Annotated in this window: 17 protein-coding genes; 11 read left to right on the top strand and 6 right to left on the bottom strand. The window is 72.3% G+C overall.

The features are described from left to right. The coding region (locus MKK55_RS00745; protein ID WP_409565992.1) for a LysR family transcriptional regulator at positions 1-753 on the bottom strand (753 nt) is incomplete at its 3' end. A gap of 100 nt (positions 754-853) precedes the next feature. On the opposite strand from MKK55_RS00745, the gene MKK55_RS00750 reads away from it, so the two are divergent. The 9 genes from MKK55_RS00750 (at position 854) to hisG (ending at position 11088) form a co-directional block, all read left to right on the top strand. Beyond that, positions 854-1243: a tautomerase family protein gene (locus tag MKK55_RS00750; RefSeq protein ID WP_243932802.1), complete on the top strand. Its 390-nt coding sequence runs from the start codon at positions 854-856 to the stop codon at positions 1241-1243. 93 nt (positions 1244-1336) lie between these two features. Continuing rightward, positions 1337-2206, top strand: coding sequence for an SDR family oxidoreductase (locus MKK55_RS00755; protein WP_243932804.1), 870 nt, complete (start codon positions 1337-1339; stop codon positions 2204-2206). A gap of 177 nt (positions 2207-2383) precedes the next feature. After that, positions 2384-3241 carry a flagellar motor stator protein MotA gene (gene motA, locus MKK55_RS00760; protein ID WP_147727230.1) on the top strand — a complete coding sequence of 286 codons (858 nt, stop codon included), beginning with the start codon at positions 2384-2386 and terminating at the stop codon, positions 3239-3241. A 34-nt stretch (positions 3242-3275) separates the two neighbouring features. Then, the gene (locus MKK55_RS00765; protein WP_147727231.1) at positions 3276-4142 is read left to right on the top strand and encodes a flagellar motor protein MotB; all 867 of its coding nucleotides are present in this window, start codon (positions 3276-3278) and stop codon (positions 4140-4142) included. 177 nt (positions 4143-4319) lie between these two features. After that, a complete protein-coding gene (locus MKK55_RS00770; RefSeq protein WP_243932805.1) occupies positions 4320-5564 on the top strand; it encodes an MFS transporter in 1245 nt (414 codons plus the stop codon). 187 nt (positions 5565-5751) lie between these two features. Then, complete coding sequence (locus MKK55_RS00775) at positions 5752-6255, top strand: DUF3429 domain-containing protein (RefSeq protein WP_243932807.1); 504 nt, start codon at positions 5752-5754, stop codon at positions 6253-6255. A gap of 385 nt (positions 6256-6640) precedes the next feature. Next, on the top strand, positions 6641-8167 hold the full coding sequence (gene hisS / locus MKK55_RS00780) for a histidine--tRNA ligase (protein ID WP_147843635.1): 1527 nt from the start codon (positions 6641-6643) through the stop codon (positions 8165-8167). 744 nt (positions 8168-8911) lie between these two features. Continuing rightward, on the top strand, positions 8912-10096 hold the full coding sequence (locus MKK55_RS00790) for an ATP phosphoribosyltransferase regulatory subunit (protein WP_243932809.1): 1185 nt from the start codon (positions 8912-8914) through the stop codon (positions 10094-10096). Between the two features lie 8 nt (positions 10097-10104). Next, complete coding sequence (gene hisG, locus MKK55_RS00795) at positions 10105-11088, top strand: ATP phosphoribosyltransferase (protein WP_409565993.1); 984 nt, start codon at positions 10105-10107, stop codon at positions 11086-11088. A gap of 173 nt (positions 11089-11261) precedes the next feature. Here the strand turns inward: hisG and MKK55_RS00800 are convergent, their stop codons facing one another. Next, a complete protein-coding gene (locus MKK55_RS00800) occupies positions 11262-11669 on the bottom strand; it encodes a hypothetical protein (protein WP_243932813.1) in 408 nt (135 codons plus the stop codon). 254 nt (positions 11670-11923) lie between these two features. Beyond that, complete coding sequence (locus MKK55_RS00805; protein ID WP_243932814.1) at positions 11924-12304, bottom strand: lysozyme inhibitor LprI family protein; 381 nt, start codon at positions 12302-12304, stop codon at positions 11924-11926. A 440-nt stretch (positions 12305-12744) separates the two neighbouring features. Between MKK55_RS00805 and MKK55_RS00815 the strand changes: the two genes are divergently transcribed. Beyond that, positions 12745-13032, top strand: coding sequence for a hypothetical protein (locus tag MKK55_RS00815; protein ID WP_243932815.1), 288 nt, complete (start codon positions 12745-12747; stop codon positions 13030-13032). A gap of 143 nt (positions 13033-13175) precedes the next feature. Here the strand turns inward: MKK55_RS00815 and hemJ are convergent, their stop codons facing one another. Together hemJ and MKK55_RS00825 are read right to left on the bottom strand one after the other, a co-directional pair. Beyond that, positions 13176-13622 (bottom strand): protoporphyrinogen oxidase HemJ, encoded by a 447-nt coding sequence (gene hemJ / locus MKK55_RS00820; RefSeq protein WP_147728164.1) that lies wholly within the window; start codon positions 13620-13622, stop codon positions 13176-13178. A gap of 289 nt (positions 13623-13911) precedes the next feature. Beyond that, positions 13912-15069: a uroporphyrinogen decarboxylase gene (locus MKK55_RS00825; RefSeq protein ID WP_243932816.1), complete on the bottom strand. Its 1158-nt coding sequence runs from the start codon at positions 15067-15069 to the stop codon at positions 13912-13914. A 597-nt stretch (positions 15070-15666) separates the two neighbouring features. On the opposite strand from MKK55_RS00825, the gene MKK55_RS00830 reads away from it, so the two are divergent. Then, the gene (locus MKK55_RS00830; RefSeq protein ID WP_147728162.1) at positions 15667-16497 is read left to right on the top strand and encodes a pyruvate, water dikinase regulatory protein; all 831 of its coding nucleotides are present in this window, start codon (positions 15667-15669) and stop codon (positions 16495-16497) included. Positions 16498-16506: 9 nt separating this feature from the next. Here the strand turns inward: MKK55_RS00830 and MKK55_RS28975 are convergent, their stop codons facing one another. Beyond that, entirely contained in the window at positions 16507-16818 is a 312-nt protein-coding gene (locus MKK55_RS28975) for an addiction module antidote protein (RefSeq protein ID WP_313898948.1), read from the bottom strand. Between the last annotated feature and the right edge of the window lie 118 nt (positions 16819-16936).

The raw sequence follows: 16936 nt of genomic DNA on the forward strand, positions 1-16936 counted from the left end.
ATGGCGACGCTCGCCGGCCCCTGCAACGTCCGGGCGGCGGCGTTGCGCGCGCTCGACGCGGCCGGCCTGCCCTGGAGCGAGATCTTCGTCGGCGCCGACGGCGAGCACGCCGCCGCCGACGAAGATCTCGCTCCAGGGCAGGCCGGCCGCGTCGAGCGCGCGCAACGCCGCCGCCCGGACGTTGCAGGGGCCGGCGAGCGTCGCCATCGGCAGGGGCGCGCCGGGCTCGAACCGGAAGCCGGGGGCGGCGAACCACGCCAGCCGCTCCTCGGCCAGCACCGTGCCGCCCGCCTCGGCCGGGTCCTCGCTCCGGACGATCGCCGCGTCGACCTCGCCCGCATCGAACAGGCGCATCACGTCGCGCGACGGGGCGATCCGCACCTCGACGACGAGGCCGGACCCGGCGAGCCCGAGCCGGTGCAGCAGCGCCGGCAGGTCCGGGCCGGCGACGTGGTCGCTGATCCCGAGGACGAGCCGGGCGGGCGGCGCGGCGGCGAGGTCGGCCATCGCCCGCGCATGGGCCGCCAGCAGGTCGCGGGCGGCGGGCAGGAAGCGCTCGCCCCGCACCGAGGCCCGGACGCTGCGCGGGGTGCGGTCGACGAGGCGGCAGCCGAGCCGGTCCTCGAGCCGCTTCAGCCGCAGGCTGATCCCGGCCTGCGAGGTCTCCAGCGCCGCGGCGGCGCGGGTGAAGCTCGCCAGGTCGACGGTGAGCACGAAGGCCTGGACGCTTTCGATGTCGAGCGGGCGGGTCATCAGCACAACGATCCGTTATGGCAGATATAGCGCCCGATATCTTGCCGTTATCATCGCGGACGGCAAGGGTGTCCCTCGACCGGACCCGAGGACCCCCGCCATGCCCCTGACCCGCATCTCCCTGCGCGCCGGCAAGAGCCCGGCCTACCACGCCGCCCTCGTCGCCGGCCTCTACGCGGCGATGCGCGAGGCCTTCGCGGTGCCCGAGAACGACCTGTTCACGGTGATCCACGAGCACGGCTCCTCCGCCTTCGCCTACGATCCCGGCTATCTCGGCATCGCGCGGGACGACGACCTCGTGATGATCCAGATCACCGCCAACGACACCCGCGACACCGCGCAGAAGCGGGCGCTCTACGCGGCGATCGCCCGCAACCTCGGGCGGGATCCGGGCGTGAAGCCGGGCAACGTGCTCGTGACCTTGGTGGAGGTCGCGCGCGAGAACTGGTCGTTCGGCGACGGGCTGATGCAGTACGGCCCGACGGCGTGACGATCCGGCGCGGCAGGCCGCTTTGAGCCGGTCCGCCTCCCGGCGTGTTCCCGAGGAGACGCCGCATGCCGCGGCCTCACCGATGGGAACGTCATGTCCGACACCGCCTCCCCGCGCCCCGAGCCGCCCTTCGCGGCCCGGCCGATCCCCTATCCCGGCCGCTCGTCCGAGATGCAGCCGCCGCCCGATCACGGCGAGCACAGCTACGTCGGCTCCGGCCAGCTCACCGGCAAGGTCGCGCTGATCACCGGGGGCGATTCCGGCATCGGCCGGGCGGTGGCGATCGCCTATGCCCGCGAGGGCGCCGACGTGGCGCTCGCCTATCTCGACGAGCACGACGACGCCAAGGACACCGCCGCCTGGATCGAGAAGGCCGGCCGGCGCGCGCTGCTCTTGCCGGGCGACGTCTCGGAGGCCGGCCATTGCGCCGCGCTGGTCGAGACGACGATCGCGGAGTTCGGCCGGCTCGACGTGTTCGTCAACAACGCCGCCGTGCAGGTGCTGGCCGACGACCTCGAGGGCATCGCGATCGCCGACTGGGACCGGCAATATGCGGTCAACGTCCACGCGATGTTCTACATCCTCAAGGCCGCCTCGCCGCACCTGAAGCCCGGCGCCTCGATCATCGCCACCTCCTTGGTCAACGCCAAGAACCCGGTCGAGCAGCAGCTCGCCTATTCCTCGACCAAGGCGGCGCTGTGCAACATGGTGGCGAACCTCGCCAAGATCCTGGGCAAGCGCGGCATCCGCGCCAACGCGGTGCTGCCGGGCCCGATCTGGACGCCGCTGATCCCGTCGACGATGTACACCAGCCAGGTCGAGAGCTTCGGCTCGATGACGCCGGCCGGGCGCCCCGGCCAGCCGGCCGAGCTCGCGCCCCCCTACGTGATGCTGGCCTCCGACGCGGCGAGCTACATCAACGGCGCGATGATCGCGGTGACGGGCGGCATGGTCACGATCTGAGGGCGGGTCTCGGCGCGCGGTCCGGGCGCCGTCGCCGGGCGCCCGGACCGCGCGCCGAGGGAGCCGGACGGCATCCGAGCCACGGCCTAAACCCGCCGTTAACCGAGATCGGCAATTTGTCGGATCGCTAGTGGCGTCGCTCGGGCTGTCCCTGCCGCCGCGCAAGGGTGGCAAATCATGCGGCTGATCATCGGCACACTGGTCGTCTTCGCCTGCGTCTTCGGCAGCTACGCGGCGATGGGCGGCCACCTGGAAGTGCTGTGGCAGCCGTTCGAGTTCGTCATCATCCTCGGCGCGGCGATCGGCGCCTTCATCATCGGCAACACCGGGCCGGTGCTCAAGGCCGTGCCCGCCATGCTGGCCACGCTCGTGAAGGGACCGAAATACAATCAGCAAGCCTATGTCGAGCTGCTGGGCATGCAGTATTCGCTGTATCGGCTCGCGAAGCAGAAGGGCCTGATGGCGCTCGAGCCGCACATCGAGGAGCCGAGCGAGTCGGCGCTGTTCAACAGCTTCCCGACCTTCGCGGCGAACCACCACGCGGTCGAGTTCGTCTGCGACTACATGCGCATGGTGACGCTGGGCGCCAACAACGTCCACGAGATCGACGCCCTGATGGACGAGGAGCTGGAGACGCACCACCAGGAGCAGGAGCGGATCATCTCGGCGATGCAGTCGCTCGCCGACGGAACGCCGGCGCTCGGCATCGTCGCCGCCGTGCTCGGCGTGATCAAGACCATGGGGGCGATCAAGGAGCCGCCGGAGGTGCTGGGGCATCTGATCGGCGGCGCGCTCGTCGGCACCTTCTTCGGCGTGTTCGTCGCCTACGGCTTCTTCGGGCCGATGGCGCAGTCGCTCAAGAGCCTCTTCGAGGCCGAATCCAAGTACTACGTCTCGCTCAAGGCGGGCCTCCTCGCCCACATCGCCGGCCAGCCGCCGGTGATGGCGGTCGAGTTCGCCCGCAAGGCCCTGATGAGCGACGTGCGCCCGACCTTCAACGAAGTGGAAGCGGCGACCGCCGCCCTGCCCGCCTAGTTCCGACCCCACCTCGCGCAGGGACTCGACGGCCATGGCCCTCCAGCCGATCATCATCAAGAAGGTCAAGAAGGCCGCGCATGCCCACCACGGCGGGGCCTGGAAGATCGCCTATGCGGACTTCGTCACCGCCATGATGGCGTTCTTCCTGCTGATGTGGCTGATCAGCATGACGACGCAGGAGCAGAAGATCGGCCTGGCGGAATACTTCGCGCCGGCGGCTTCGAGCCCTGCGACCAGCGGCGCCGGCGGCTTGCTGTACGGCACCTCCCTCGACACCTCGGGCAACAAGCCGTCCAAGCCCCGCGAGGCGGCGACGGGCTCCGCCCAGCAGGAGGATGCGGTGCGCGCGAGCAGCCCGGGCAGCGCCAGCGATCTCGAGGCGAGCCGGCGGGCCGCCAGCGTTCCGGCCAACTACAGCGCCATCGCCAGCCTCCGGCAGGCGCTCCAGAAGCTGCCCGAGATCGCCGAATTGTCGCGCAACATCGTGTTCGAGACGACCAAGGAGGGCGTAAACGTCTCCCTCGTGGACGACGACGGCCGCTCGATGTTCCGCGAGGGCTCCGTCGAGCCCTACGAGCGCACCCGCCGCGTGCTGGAGGCGCTCGCGCCCGCCCTGCGCAAGCTGCCCAACCGCCTGTCCATCACCGGCCACACGGCCGCCGCGCGCCCGGGCTCGACGCGGGCCGGCGAGCCCTGGACCCTCACCGCCGGGCGCGCGCTCGCCGTGCGCGAGGTCCTGGCCGGTGCCGGGGTGCCCAACGACAACTTCGCGTCCGTGGTGGGACGCGCCGACACCGAGCCGGTCTTCCCCGACAATCCCTACATCGCGCCGAACCGGCGGGTGACGATCACCCTGCTCAACGGGAGCCCGCCGGTGCCCCCGAACGTTCTCCGCTGACGACGGGGCGCCCGGCGCCCTCCGAGGCCGCAGCGTCTTCCCGCGCGCCGCTTTCCGCCCCGAGCGGACCGCTTGCGCCGCCTGAGCACCGCGACTCCGCCCGATCCGATCGTACCTTGACCGCGGGACCGGACCGGGCCACGCCCTGCGCCGCTCCCGCGTGCACCCAAGGACGGCATGGCCCCGACCACCCACCTCGCCCTGATCAACGTCTTCATCGGCGACATCCAGGGCGGCTTGGGACCGTTCCTCGGCACGTGGCTGGCCGAGGCCGGATCGTGGAGCCCGGCCCGCGTCGGCCTCGTCACCACCCTGGTCGGGTTCGGCACGCTGCTGCTCTCCGGCCCGTTCGGCGCGCTGGTCGACCGGGTCGGGCGGCCGCGGCTGCTGATCGCCGCGGCCTGCACCGCGATCCTCGCCGGCACGCTGCTGCTGCTGCCGGCCCGCGCCTTCGCCTTCGTGTTCACGGCGCAGCTGCTGGCGGCGGCCGGCGGCACGCTGCTGCTGCCGGCGGTGACCGCGCTGACCCTCGGGATCGTCGGCAAGGACCGGTTCCCGGGCCAGCAGGGGCGCAACCAGGCCTTCAACCACGTCGGCATCCTGATCGCCGCCGGCGCCATCACGCTGGGCACCGCCCGGTTCGGGTCGGCGATCGCCTTCTGGGTGCTCGGCCTGATGGCGGTGCTGGCGGTCGCCGCCGCGCTGACCACCCCGGCCTCGGCCTGGAGCCAGCGCCGCGCGGTCGGCTGGACGGAGCCCGGTGGGGAAGACGGAGCGGAGGAGGCGCCGCAGCGGGCCGGCATCCGCGCCGTGCTCGGCGACCGCCGGCTGCTGGTGCTCGCCTGCGCGCTGACGCTGTTCAACCTCGGCAGCGGCGGCATGCTCTCGCTGCTCGGCCAGAAGCTCGTCGCCACCGCCGTCAGCGCGACGCACTGGACCGCGATCTACGTGATGGTGGCCCAGCTCACGATGGTGCCGGTGGCGCTGTTTTCCGGCTCGCTCGCCGACCGGCGCGGCCGGCGCAAGCTGCTGCTGGCGGCCTTCGCGGTGCTGCCGGTGCGCGCCGCGCTCTCGGCCTTCGTCGACGACCCGACCTGGCTGATCGCGGCCGAGATCCTCGACGGCGTCGCCTCCGGCATCGTCGGCGTGGCGGTGCCGGTGGTGGTCGCCGACCTGACCTGGGGCTCGGGCCGGACGCAGACGGCGCTCGGCACCGTCAACGCGGTGCAGGGCATCGGCGGCGCGCTCTCGGCCTGGTACGGCGGCCTCGCCTTCGGCCTGCTCGGCTGGACCGGCGCGTTCCTGGCGCTCGGCGCGCCGGCGCTGGCGGCGCTCGCCCTGGTGATCTGGTTCGACGCGACGCCCGAGCCCGGCCGGCGCTCGCGGCGGCGTCAGGCCCGCACCCTGCACCCCGCGACGTGATCCCGGAACTGCGGGATCGCGCGCGGGTTCACGCTCGCGCATCGGGTGGCACGAAACGTGACGCGCCGGGGCGCGACAGGCCCCGTGTCGGCCGGTCGCATCGCCCCGACGCGCGGCCGCCCGCACCTTACCCCCTCCCCTCCTTGCCCGCCCCTTGCCCGAGACAACACGGAAACGGCCCCCTTCCATGCGCGACGACGCCACCGGACGCACCCTCACCGCCCACGAATCGCGCGAGACGCCCTGGCTCAGCGTGGTGCTGGGCTACGGGCCGATGCTGCCGCTGGCGGCCGGCGCCGCCGCCGCCTGGTGGATGCGCGGCCAGCCGCTCGACTACCTCGTCGCCCTGATGACGATCCTCTACGGCGCCGCGATCCTGCTGTTCCTGGCGGGCGTCCGCCGCGGCGTCAGCTTCCGCACCGAGGGCGGCCCGACGTTGATGCAGATCGCGACGATGCTCGGGCTGTTCGTGCTCGGGCTCTCCGCCCTCGTCACCGTGGTGATGGGCAAGGCGATCCCGGCGCTCGGCCTCCTGATCGTCGGCTACGCCGCCATCGCCGTGCTCGACCCGATCGCCGCGCGCGCCGGCGAGGCGCCGCTGTTCTTCGCCCGCCTGCGCCCGCTGCAGATGCCGATCGCGGTGATCAGCCTCGCGGCCCTGCTCTGGCTGAAGTGGATCTCGCCGTACTAGGTCGCTGCGTCGACCCACCGGGCGCGTCGCCAACCGTGCATCCCCTCGCCCCGCACGCGGGGAGAGGGCCGTGTCTCCCCCTTGTCGGGGAGCACGGCGAGGCGGCAGCCGACGGTGAGGGGGCTTCGACCGAGGAGCCTCCTCCGATCGCACCCCCTCACCCTCGCTTCGGCTTCGCCGCCGCTGCTCAGCGGCACGACGAGGTGCCGCTGAGCCTCTCCCCGCGTGCGGGGAGAGGGGCTCCCCGCGATCCATCTGCGGGCGTCGTGCCATGCCGTCGGGATCCGGTCGCGCGACGCCGTCGCCAAGCCGCCGGCTTGCCGCTGCCCCCGCCGCCGCGATACAGCCCGGCGACCCCCGAAGCGCGCGATCGAAACGAACCGTCATGTCCAAGGCCGATTCCAACACCGGCGAGAAGCCCGGCCTGAAGGCCCGCCTGCCGCGCGGCTTCGTCGATCGCCGCGCCGCCGAGATCGCGGCGCAGGGGCGGATGCTGGAGACGATCCGGGCGACGTTCGAGCTCTACGGCTTCGAGGCGCTGGAGACCCCGTTCGTCGAGTACACCGAGGCGCTGGGCAAGTTCCTGCCCGACCTCGACCGCCCGAACGAGGGCGTGTTCTCGTTCCAGGACGACGACGAGGCCTGGCTCTCGCTCCGCTACGACCTGACCGCGCCGCTCGCCCGCCACGTGGCCGAGAACTTCGAGGCGATCCCCAAGCCCTATCGCAGCTTCCGCAACGGGTTCGTCTTCCGCAACGAGAAGCCCGGGCCGGGCCGCTTCCGCCAGTTCATGCAGTTCGACGCCGACATCGTCGGCGCGCCGTCGGTCGCCGCCGATGCCGAGGCCTGCATGCTGATGGCCGACACGCTGGACCGGCTCGGGCTCGCCGGCCGGTACGTGATCAAGGTCAACAACCGGAAGGTGCTGGACGGCGTGCTCGCGACGATCGGGCTCGCCGGCGACGCGCAGGCCGGGCAGCGCCTGACCGTGCTGCGCGCGATGGACAAGTTCGACAAGTTCGGCACCGAGGGCGTGCGCCTGCTGCTCGGCCCCGGCCGCAAGGACGAATCGGGCGACTTCACCAAGGGCGCCGGGCTCGATTCCGGCCAGGCCGACAAGGTGATCGCGCTGCTGCTCGGCGGCGGCTCGGAGGCGGCGCCCGAGCGATTCGCCTTCGTCGACGCGCTGCTCTCGGCCTTCGGCGAGAACGAGACCGCGCGGGCCGGCATCGAGGAGCTTCGGACGATCGCCACGCTGGTCGACGCGGCCGGCTACGGCGTCGACCGCATCCGCGTCGACCCCTCCGTGGTGCGCGGGCTCGAATACTACACCGGCCCGGTCTACGAGGCCGAGCTGACCTTCCCCGTCGTCAACGAGGACGGGCAGACCGTGCGCTTCGGCTCGGTCGCCGGCGGCGGGCGCTACGACGGGCTCGTCGGGCGGTTCCGCAGCGAGCCGGTGCCGGCCACCGGCTTCTCCATCGGCGTGTCGCGGCTGTTCTCGGCGCTGCAGCTCACCGGCAGCCCGCTCGTCGAGGCGGCGGCGAAGCCCGGCCCGGTGGTGGTGCTGGTGCTCGACCGCGACGAGATCGCCGCCTACCAGCGGCTCGTCGCCACCCTGCGGCAGGCCGGCATCCGGGCCGAGCTCTACCTCGGCGGGGCCGGGATGAAGGCGCAGATGAAGTATGCCGACCGCCGCGGCAGCCCGGTGGCGATCATCCAGGGCTCGAACGAGCGCGCGGCCGGCGAGGTCCAGGTCAAGGACCTCATCGCCGGCGCCGAGGCCGCCCGCAACATCGCCAGCAACGCCGAGTGGAAGGCCGCCCGGCCGGCGCAGTTCTCCTGCCCGGAGGCCGAGATGGTCGCCCGCGTGCGCGAGGTGCTGGCCCAGCACTTCTCGGACGAGGCCTGAAGGCAAGCGCCAACGGTCAGACTCTCCCTCCCCCCACTGCGGGGGAGGGGGGCCTCGGCTCACGCGAGGGTCGGGAGAGGGGAGCGACCTCTCCGGATACGGCGCTCCCTCTCCCGACCCGCTTCGCGGGCCACCCTCCCCCGCACCCGAGTCGGGCCTGCCCGACTTGGGCACACGGGGTGCGGATCTCGGGCGAGCCCGAGATCCGTCGGGGGAGGGAAGAGCGGCGGCTCCCTCAGCGCGGGCAGCCGGCGGCGCGTTCCCGGCGCTGGATCTCGGCGACCTTGGCGCGGTTTCGCGCCGGGAGCGGCACGTCGGCGATGTCGCCGTAGCGGCCGCCGGCCTTGCCGAAGGCGCGGAGCCCGCGCGGCGTGCGGCAAGCAGCAGCCGGCCTCGGCGTAGACCGCGTTGCGCACGCCCCGGAGCGCGTCGCGAGGGACTTCCGCCCGCGCCGGCGCGGCGAGGAGCGGCCAAGTCTTCAGGGCCAACGTCGCCAGGGCCAACGTCGCCAGGGCCAAGGTCGCCAGGGCCCAGGTCGCCGGGAGGAAGGCGAGGGGGGCGCGCATCGGAGCCGGTTCCCATCGGGTCGGGGACCCATCATAGCCGGTGCCCCGGGCGCCGCACGGCCGCCGCGTCCCACAGGTTCGCCCCTGCGTGTTCATTCGCGCCCGTGCGCGGCGGCGGGGCGGTCGCCAAGCCCGGTTCCGGTTGCTACAGAACCGCTCGACGACGACGGGCAGGATCATGACGCGACCGCAGGCAGGAGAGATGGGGGCGGACGGGCTCGCGCAGGCGCGGCTCTCGGCGCATCTCGCGCAGGGTGGCTACCGCTTCGTGACGCCGCCGGTGCTGCAGCCGGTGGAGCCGTTCCTGGAACTGTCCGGCGAGGACATCCGCCGGCGCATCTTCGTGACGCAGGGCTCGGACGGGGCCGAGCTGTGCCTGCGGCCGGAGCTGACGATCCCCGTCTGCCGCCTGCATCGCGCGCAGGCCGAGGGGCAGGCGGCCGATTACAGCTATTGCGGCCCGGTCTTCCGGCTGGCGGCCGACGAGCCCGACGAGTTCCTGCAGGCCGGCATCGAATCGATCGGCCGCACCGACACGCCGGCCGCCGACGCCGAGGTGCTCGGCATCGCACTGGAAGGCCTCGCCCTGTTCGGGCACGCGGCGCCGGGCGTGCGCCTCGGCGACATGGGGCTCACGGTGGCGCTGCTGGAGGCCTTGAGCGTGCCGCCGGCCGCCAAGCGCCGGACGCTGCGGGCGCTCGCGGCCGGGCGCTCGCTCGACGCGGTCACCAACGCCGCCCAGCCCGAGGACCCGCATGCGGGCCTGCTCGCCGCGATCCAGGGCCAGGACCCGCGCGGCGTCCGCGCCTTCGTCGAGGACGTGCTGGCGATCGCCGGGATCTCGGCGGTGGGCGGGCGCAGCGCCGGCGAGATCGCCGAGCGGTTCCTGGCCAAGGCCGCGGCCCAGGCCAACGGCGGCGCCGGCCTGAACGCCGAGAACCGTGCGCTCGTCGACCGCTACCGCGCGATCGGGGGCGACCCGGACGCCGCCGCCCGCGACCTGCGGGCTCTCGTCCGCGACGCCGGCCTGCGCCACGACGCGCTCGAGGCGGCGCTCGACCTGTTCGAGGAGCGCAACGGCTTCATCGCCGCCCGCGGCCTGGCGCTCGAGGGTTTTCGCTTCTCCGGCGCCTTCGCGCGCAACCTCGACTACTATACCGGCTTCATCTTCGAGGTGACGGCGACGACGGACCGCGCCGGCCCGGTGCTGGTCGGCGGCGGCCGCTACGACGGGCTCCTGACCCATCTCGGCAGCGCGACCGCGCAGCCGGCGGTCGGCTGCACCTTCTGGGTCGACCGCGTCGCGCGCTGGGTCGACCCCGCGGCGGGAGCCGGCCGACCCGTGGCGGGAGCCGCCCGATGAGCGAGACCATGGACATCCCGGACGCCCCCCTGGTGCTGGCCGTGCCCTCCAAGGGCCGGCTGCAGGAGAACGCCGCCGCCTTCTTCGGCCGCGCCGGCCTGCGCCTGGCGCAGGGGGCGGGCGCGCGCGACTACCGCGGCAAGCTCGTGGGCGTGGCCGGCGTCGAGGTGCGCTACCTCTCCGCCTCCGAGATCGCGAGCCAGCTCGCCTCGGGCGCGGCCCATCTCGGCATCACCGGCGAGGACCTGATCCGCGAGACGCTGCCCGACGCGCACGGCCAGGTCGAGCTCCTGACGCCGCTCGGCTTCGGCAACGCCACCGTGGTGGTGGCCGTGCCCCAGGCCTGGATCGACGTGCGCGCCATGGCCGACCTCGACGAGGTCGCCGCCGAGATGCGCGCCCGCCACGGACGGCGCCTGCGCATCGCCACGAAGTACGTCAACCTCACCCGCCGCTTCTTCGCGGAGAAGGGGGTCGCCGACTACCGGATCGTGGAGAGCCTGGGCGCCACCGAGGGCGCGCCGGCCGCGGGCTCGGCCGAGATCGTGGTCGACATCACCACCACCGGCGCGACGCTGGCCGCCAACGCCCTGAAGATCCTCGACGACGGGGTGATCCTGCGCTCGGAGGCCAACCTCGTCGCCTCGCTCAACGCGCCCTGGGGCGCCCACCAGCGCGACGCGCTGCGCGCCGTGCTCGGCCGGATCGCCGCCGAGGAGCGGGCGCGGACCACCCGAGAGGTCCGCGCCGCGATGCCGGATTCCGGCGCGATCGACCTCGCCAGCATCAGCGGCCTGCACGAGGCCGAGCTGCCCTACGGCGCCCCGCGTGGGGCCGACGGCGAGATCGTGATGCGCTGTCCCGCGGACGCGGTGTTCGACCTCGCCGACGCCCTGGTCCGGGCCGGCGCCAGGGCCGTCACCGTGCGCCGGATCGACTACGCCTTCGCCGCCGAGAACCCCCTGGCGGAGCGGCTCCTGGCGCGGCTGTAGCGGCTGCAATCTGGCAAGACGCCCCGTGCCGTGCTAGATGTCTTCTCGTGGGCGACACGGTGACAATCTGCCTGCCGTAGCACTGCCGTCCCCCATCGATGGCAGGAGCGCATTGCGGGGTTCCGGCAGGCCCCGCCCCACGGCGTGAGGAGGCTTCGGCCTCCTTTCGCATGTCAGAGGGCGGCCCGGATGAGCGGGTACGGCTTGCGCAACTCCCGTCTCATGTCCCGGTCCCGCATCGTCAGGAACGAGGTCAGGTAGAGTTCGTGGCCGGCCTGCGTCGCCTTCACGTAGGCTCGGAAGTGTCTGCCAGGCTCGACAGGCTCTGTGAACAGCACCACCGCCGATCGCGGCCCATCCTGCCGGTAGGCACCGCGCAGGAGGCATGGTGGGAGAGCTCGATAGACGCTGATCGGCAATTCGCGGTGGTGGACGAGTTGCTTGCGGATCGTCGCAGCCGACAGCAACACCTGCCGTACGTCGGCTCCGAGAGCTCGCGCCACCAGCGGGTCTATGCTCACGATCGGCAGCGGGTCGCGGCGCGTTCCGGTGTGAAGCCCGAGTAGGTGCTCGAAATCCATCGTCGCAGGTGCTTCTACCCTGACCGCGCGCGCTTGGCCTGATCAGGGTCCCGGGCATTGCATTCGGAGGGGTCCGATGTCCAGGATGTGCTCCGGCCGATCAGGGACGGCCCCGGGCGTTACCGTCACGATGGACGCCTCGCTGGAGGTACGCAGCTGGCTCGATCGATGAATGCGATCCGTCGGCGGATCGATGCTTGCAAATGGGCAGCGCGGTAGGGCGTCTCGATACAGATCTCGCCCCATTGGGAAGCCTATTGCGGCCCCTGCTTGGCGAATTCCGACTGCACCGCGCGCAGCACCGTCAGGCGCGCGTCGTAGATCGCCTTGAGGCAGGCGGTGTCGGCGGCGCAGGCGCGGCGCTCGGCGAGCCAGGTCTCCTGGTCGTCGCGCAGCTTGGCGCGGCCGCCCATCGGCAGCACGTCCTTCAGGATCTCGAAGCGGGTCGCCATCTCGACGTCGCGGTCGTTCAGGGCGAGCGTGGTGCAGACCGCCCGCTCGTCGGCGGCCTTCGCCGCCTCGCAGTCGAAGCTCGCGGCCCGGGCCGGCCCGGCGGCCAGCAGGAGGGCGAGGACGGGCAGGGCGAGGGCGGGCAGGACAGGCAGGACGAGGCTCGGCTTGATGGCGAAGGTCATGGCGGTCCAACGGGGTGCGGCGGCGATGCGTTCGCCATCGCATGCCGGCCGGGTTAACCGAACGGAAAAATCGCTTCTTTCGGCGCCGCCGACAGAACGGCCCCCTGCGGTCGCAGCCGCGTCGGGCGGGGGATGGCTCGACCTCCGCCGACGATCTCCGGACCGCGATCGCCCCGCTCTCGCCGCCCCGGTGTTGACGCCCCCCTCGACCCGCCCCGGATGCGGACGGCCTCCCGTCGACCGCCGAACCGCCCTCGCCGGCATCGCGTTCGGGCGGCGCTCGGGCCTGCCCTGCACGCTGAGACCGGATTCGGGATCGGCCAGATCATCTCCCCGCCCGGACAGCTTCCAACCAGCGGTAGTTCATGCCGGATTAACACGCTGCGAGGTGTGATCGCGGTGCGACGTGCGGAACAAGCGTCGCTCCTTGAGGTGTTCCCATGAAGATCAAGAGCAAGACTTCCACCATCAAGTCGGTATCTGTCGCGCTCGGCGCGCTCGTCCTCCTGAATACGGGCGCTTGCGCTCAGTACGCGTCGGATCAGGCCGCGCACGCCGCCGACGTCCGCGCCATCCAGGCCCGACGCGATCAGCATGCCGCCAACGTCGCGGCGCTGTACGGGGATTACGCGGCGGCCGATGCCTACGCGCACGCCGCCCATGTTCGCCGCGTTCAGTCCTACCGGGACGCCGGGTACGCGCAGCGGCTCCGGTACTGGGGCTACTGAGGTCCGGATCGATCCTCTGCCGCCAGCCGATCGATGTGCGCGCCGAGCCGGGACGACGGATCGTCCCGACCCGGCGCGCGGACGCGGCCGCACGGCGATCGAAGGTGTCTTTCCATCCGGCATCCATCGCACTCGAACATGGCCTAGAGCCCGGGCTTCACGATCACCAGCACGACGATGACGATCATCAGCAGCGTCGGCACCTCGTTGAGCACCCGGTAGAACTTATGGCCGCGGGTGTTCCGGTCGGCGGCGAAGTCCTTGACCATCCGGGCGAGCCAGCCGTGGATGCCGCTCATCGCCAGCACCAGCAGGAACTTCGCCTGGAGCCACCCGGTGACGTAGGCGCCGCTGGTCCAGGCCAGCGTCAGCCCGAGCACCCAGGTGACGATCATCGCCGGGTTCATGATCGCCTTGAGCAGGCGCCGCTCCATCACCTTGAACGTCGCCGACTGCGCCGCCGCGCCCGGCCCGGGGGGGAGGGCGGCGTGATAGACGAACAGCCGCGGCAGGTAGAGCATCCCGGCCATCCACGCGATCACCGCGACGACGTGGAACGCCTTGATCCAGGGATAGAGGGTGTCGAGCACGGGCGAGGGTTCCGGATGGGATGGTCGGGCAGGGCGCACGTCTCCGACATCGCACGGATAGGGCGCGTTTCCCCTCTCCCCGCACGCGGGGAGAGGCCCACAGGCACCTCGTCGTGCCTGTGGGAAGCGGCGGCGAAGCCGAAGCGGCGGTGAGGGGGCGCGGACGAACGAGGCTCCGCCGTCGAAGCCCCCTCACCGTCGGCTGCCGCCTCGCCGCGACGACGACGAGGTCGTCGCGGCCCTCTCCCCGCAGGCGGGGCGAGGGGATGCGCGGCCTCTCGGGAGCTTTTCAGGAGGACGGCGAGCCGCCCCTCAACCGCGCCAGCATCTGCTCCACGTGGGCCACCGGCGTCTGCGGGGTGATGCCGTGGCCGAGGTTGAAGATGTGCGGCAGGCCGCGGGTGGCCTCGAGCACCGCGTCGACGGCGGCGTCGAGGGCCGCGCCGCCTTCGATGAGCGTGTCGGGGTGGACGTTGCCCTGGGTCACCGTCGTCGCCGGCACCCGGTCGCGCAGGGCCTTGAGGTCGATCGACCAGTCGACGCCGACCGCGTCGGCGCCGGTCTCGGGCACCACCCGGGCATGGCCCTCGAGCCCGGCGCCGCGGCAGAACACGATGATCTTCGCATCCGGCACCTCGGCGCGGATGCCGGCGACCATCCGGGCGATCGGCCCGAACGACCAGCGGCTCAGCGCGTCGCGCTCGGTCTCCTCGGGGAGCGCGCTGTCGGAGACGTCGCCCACCGGCTCGACCAGCGCCGTGCCCGGCGGCAGCGCCGGCGGCAGCGTGCCGGCATGCGACTCGAAGATCTGCACCGCGTCGGCGCCGGCCCGGAGCTGGCGCACGAGGTAGGCCGTCTGCACCGTGACCAGGCGGTCGATCAGCGCGTCGACCAGGCCCGTGTCGGCCTCGGCCAGCGCACGGGCGGGCGCGAGGTCCGGCGTGCCCCGTCCCCCGATCATGTAGCTCGCCACCGTCCAGGGGCCCCCGCAGAAGCCCAGGAGCGTGGTCTCGGGCGGCAGCTCCGCCCGCAGGCGCCGCACCGTCTCGAAGACCGGCGCGAGATGGGCGAAGATCGCCGGGTCGTCGGCCTGGCGCAGGCGCTCGAACGCGGCCCGGCCTTCGAGCGGATCGAGGCGCGGCCCCTCGCCCTCGACGAAGCGGACGTCCTGCCCGAGGGCGTGCGGGATCACGAGGATGTCCGAGAACAGGATCGAGGCCTCGAAGCCGAAGCGCCGGATCGGCTGCAGCGTGACCTCGACGGCGAAGTCCGGGCTGTAGCAGAGGTCCAGGAACGAGCCGGCCTCCGCCCGCGTCGCCCGGTACTCCGGCAGGTAGCGCCCGGCCTGGCGCATCATCCAGGCGGGGGGCGGCGAGACCGCCTCGCCGGCGAGCACCCTGAGGACCTTGCGGTCGGGACCACCCTGCACCGTGCCCTGCGTGGTCATCCTGTCCCCCAATGCCGCCTCCCGTTCCGCCCTGCCGGGCTCAGGTCTCGTTCTCGAAAGGCCCGTTCGTCCGGTCCCCGTCGCGGCGCGACGAGGCCGTCCCCAGGCCGGCTCTATCTTAGAGAAGAGAGATTCTAGGACTCTGTTTTTTCTCTTGGAGGCTGAGTCACGGGATCGCAACCGTGTCCACAGGCTCTCCCGGCCGCAACGCCGTTAAGCAGGCTTTAACGGATTGCCGCTAATGTCTGCGATAGGCCAGTCCCGCCAGCGCCTTGCGCGGTGCGACGGAGCCGTGCGCGTGCCTGCGTCCCGGATTCTCCCAGGCGCACGGATTCCGCCATGCCGATGATGACGGCCTGTTGACGCCGGAGTCGATGGATTTCGCGGTCTCCGGCTGGACCGGGCCGGCGGGCCATCCTATCCACACTCATCGACTCCCCTGACGGCCGGCGGTGGATAAGGGCGTTTCGTCCCTTTTTCCCGATTCCGAGGAGACCGGATGCTTCGAGCGGCCGCGCGTTCCGACATCGTCTCCTCCGGCCGCCGGATGCGGTCGGCGCCCTGCGGGGACGCGTGCGGGCGGCGAGGGGCACGGATATGAGCCGCAGCTACTTCCACCTCCACCTCGTCTCGGATTCCACCGGCGAGACCCTGATCAACGTCGGCCGCGCGGCCGCCGCGCAGTACGAGGGCGTCTCGGCGATCGAGCACGTCTACCCGCTGGTGCGCTCCGGGCCGCAGCTCGAGCGGGTGATCTCGGAGATCCAGGCGGCGCCGGGCCTCGTGCTCTACACCCTCGTCGGCGGCGATCTCGGCGAGCGGCTGGAGAGCGCGTGCCGGGAATCGAGCTCGCCCTGCCTCTCGGTGCTGCAGCCGGTGCACAACCTGCTGCAATCCTACCTCGGCACCCAGAAGGCGGCGCGGCCGGGGGCGCAGCACACGCTCAACGCGGAGTACTTCAAGCGCATCGACGCGATGAACTTCACCCTGGCCCACGACGACGGCAACCTGCCCGACGACCTCGAGGAGGCCGACGTGATCCTGATCGGGGTCAGCCGCACCTCGAAGACGCCGACGGGGATCTACCTCGCCAACCGCGGGCTCAAGACCACCAACCTGCCGCTCGTGCCCGGCATGCCGCTGCCGCCGGCGCTGGAGCGGGTGCGCAAGGCCCTCGTCGTCGGGCTGATCGCGTCGCCCGAGCGCATCGTCCAGATCCGCCAGAACCGGCTGCTCAGCCTCAAGGCCGACGATTCCTCGATGTACGTCGACAAGGACGCGGTCGCCGACGAGATCACCGCCTCGCGTCGCCTGTTCAGCAAGAACCGCTGGCCGACCATCGACGTCACCCGCCGCTCGATCGAGGAGACCGCCGCCGCGATCCTCGACCTCTACCGCGACCACCGGCTGAAGTTCATCGCGGCGTGAGGCCGGCCCTCAGCCCGCCCTGCTGCCGGCCGGGCGGATGCTGAACTCCAGGCCCAAGGCCCGGAGCACGCCCATGAAGGTCGCGAGCTGGGGATTCCCGCGGTTCGACAGGGCGCGATAGAGGCTTTCCCGCGATCGGCCGGTCGCCTGGGCGATCTCGGCCATTCCGTGGGCGCGCGCCGCCTTCCGGCAAGGACGCGCGGGCGGCGTATCGCCGGCGTGAGCAGCGATGCAGCTTCGAAGCGACACTTCGTCGACCCGATGCTGGGCCCGCGGCCCGTCCCGCAACGCACACCCGCCCGCACCCACCCCGTTGACCACCCGCTAACCCGGGTCGCGGTAGACCCGTCTCGGGGCCAGCGTCGCGTATCGGTCCCGCCGGCCTCGTCGCCCGGTTCATCCCGGACGGCGGGGCTTTGCGCGTCGCGCCCGGCGACGA

Origin of the sequence: Methylobacterium sp. J-059, from assembly GCF_022829485.1 — a bacterium.
Taxonomy (GTDB): Bacteria; Pseudomonadota; Alphaproteobacteria; order Rhizobiales; family Beijerinckiaceae; genus Methylobacterium.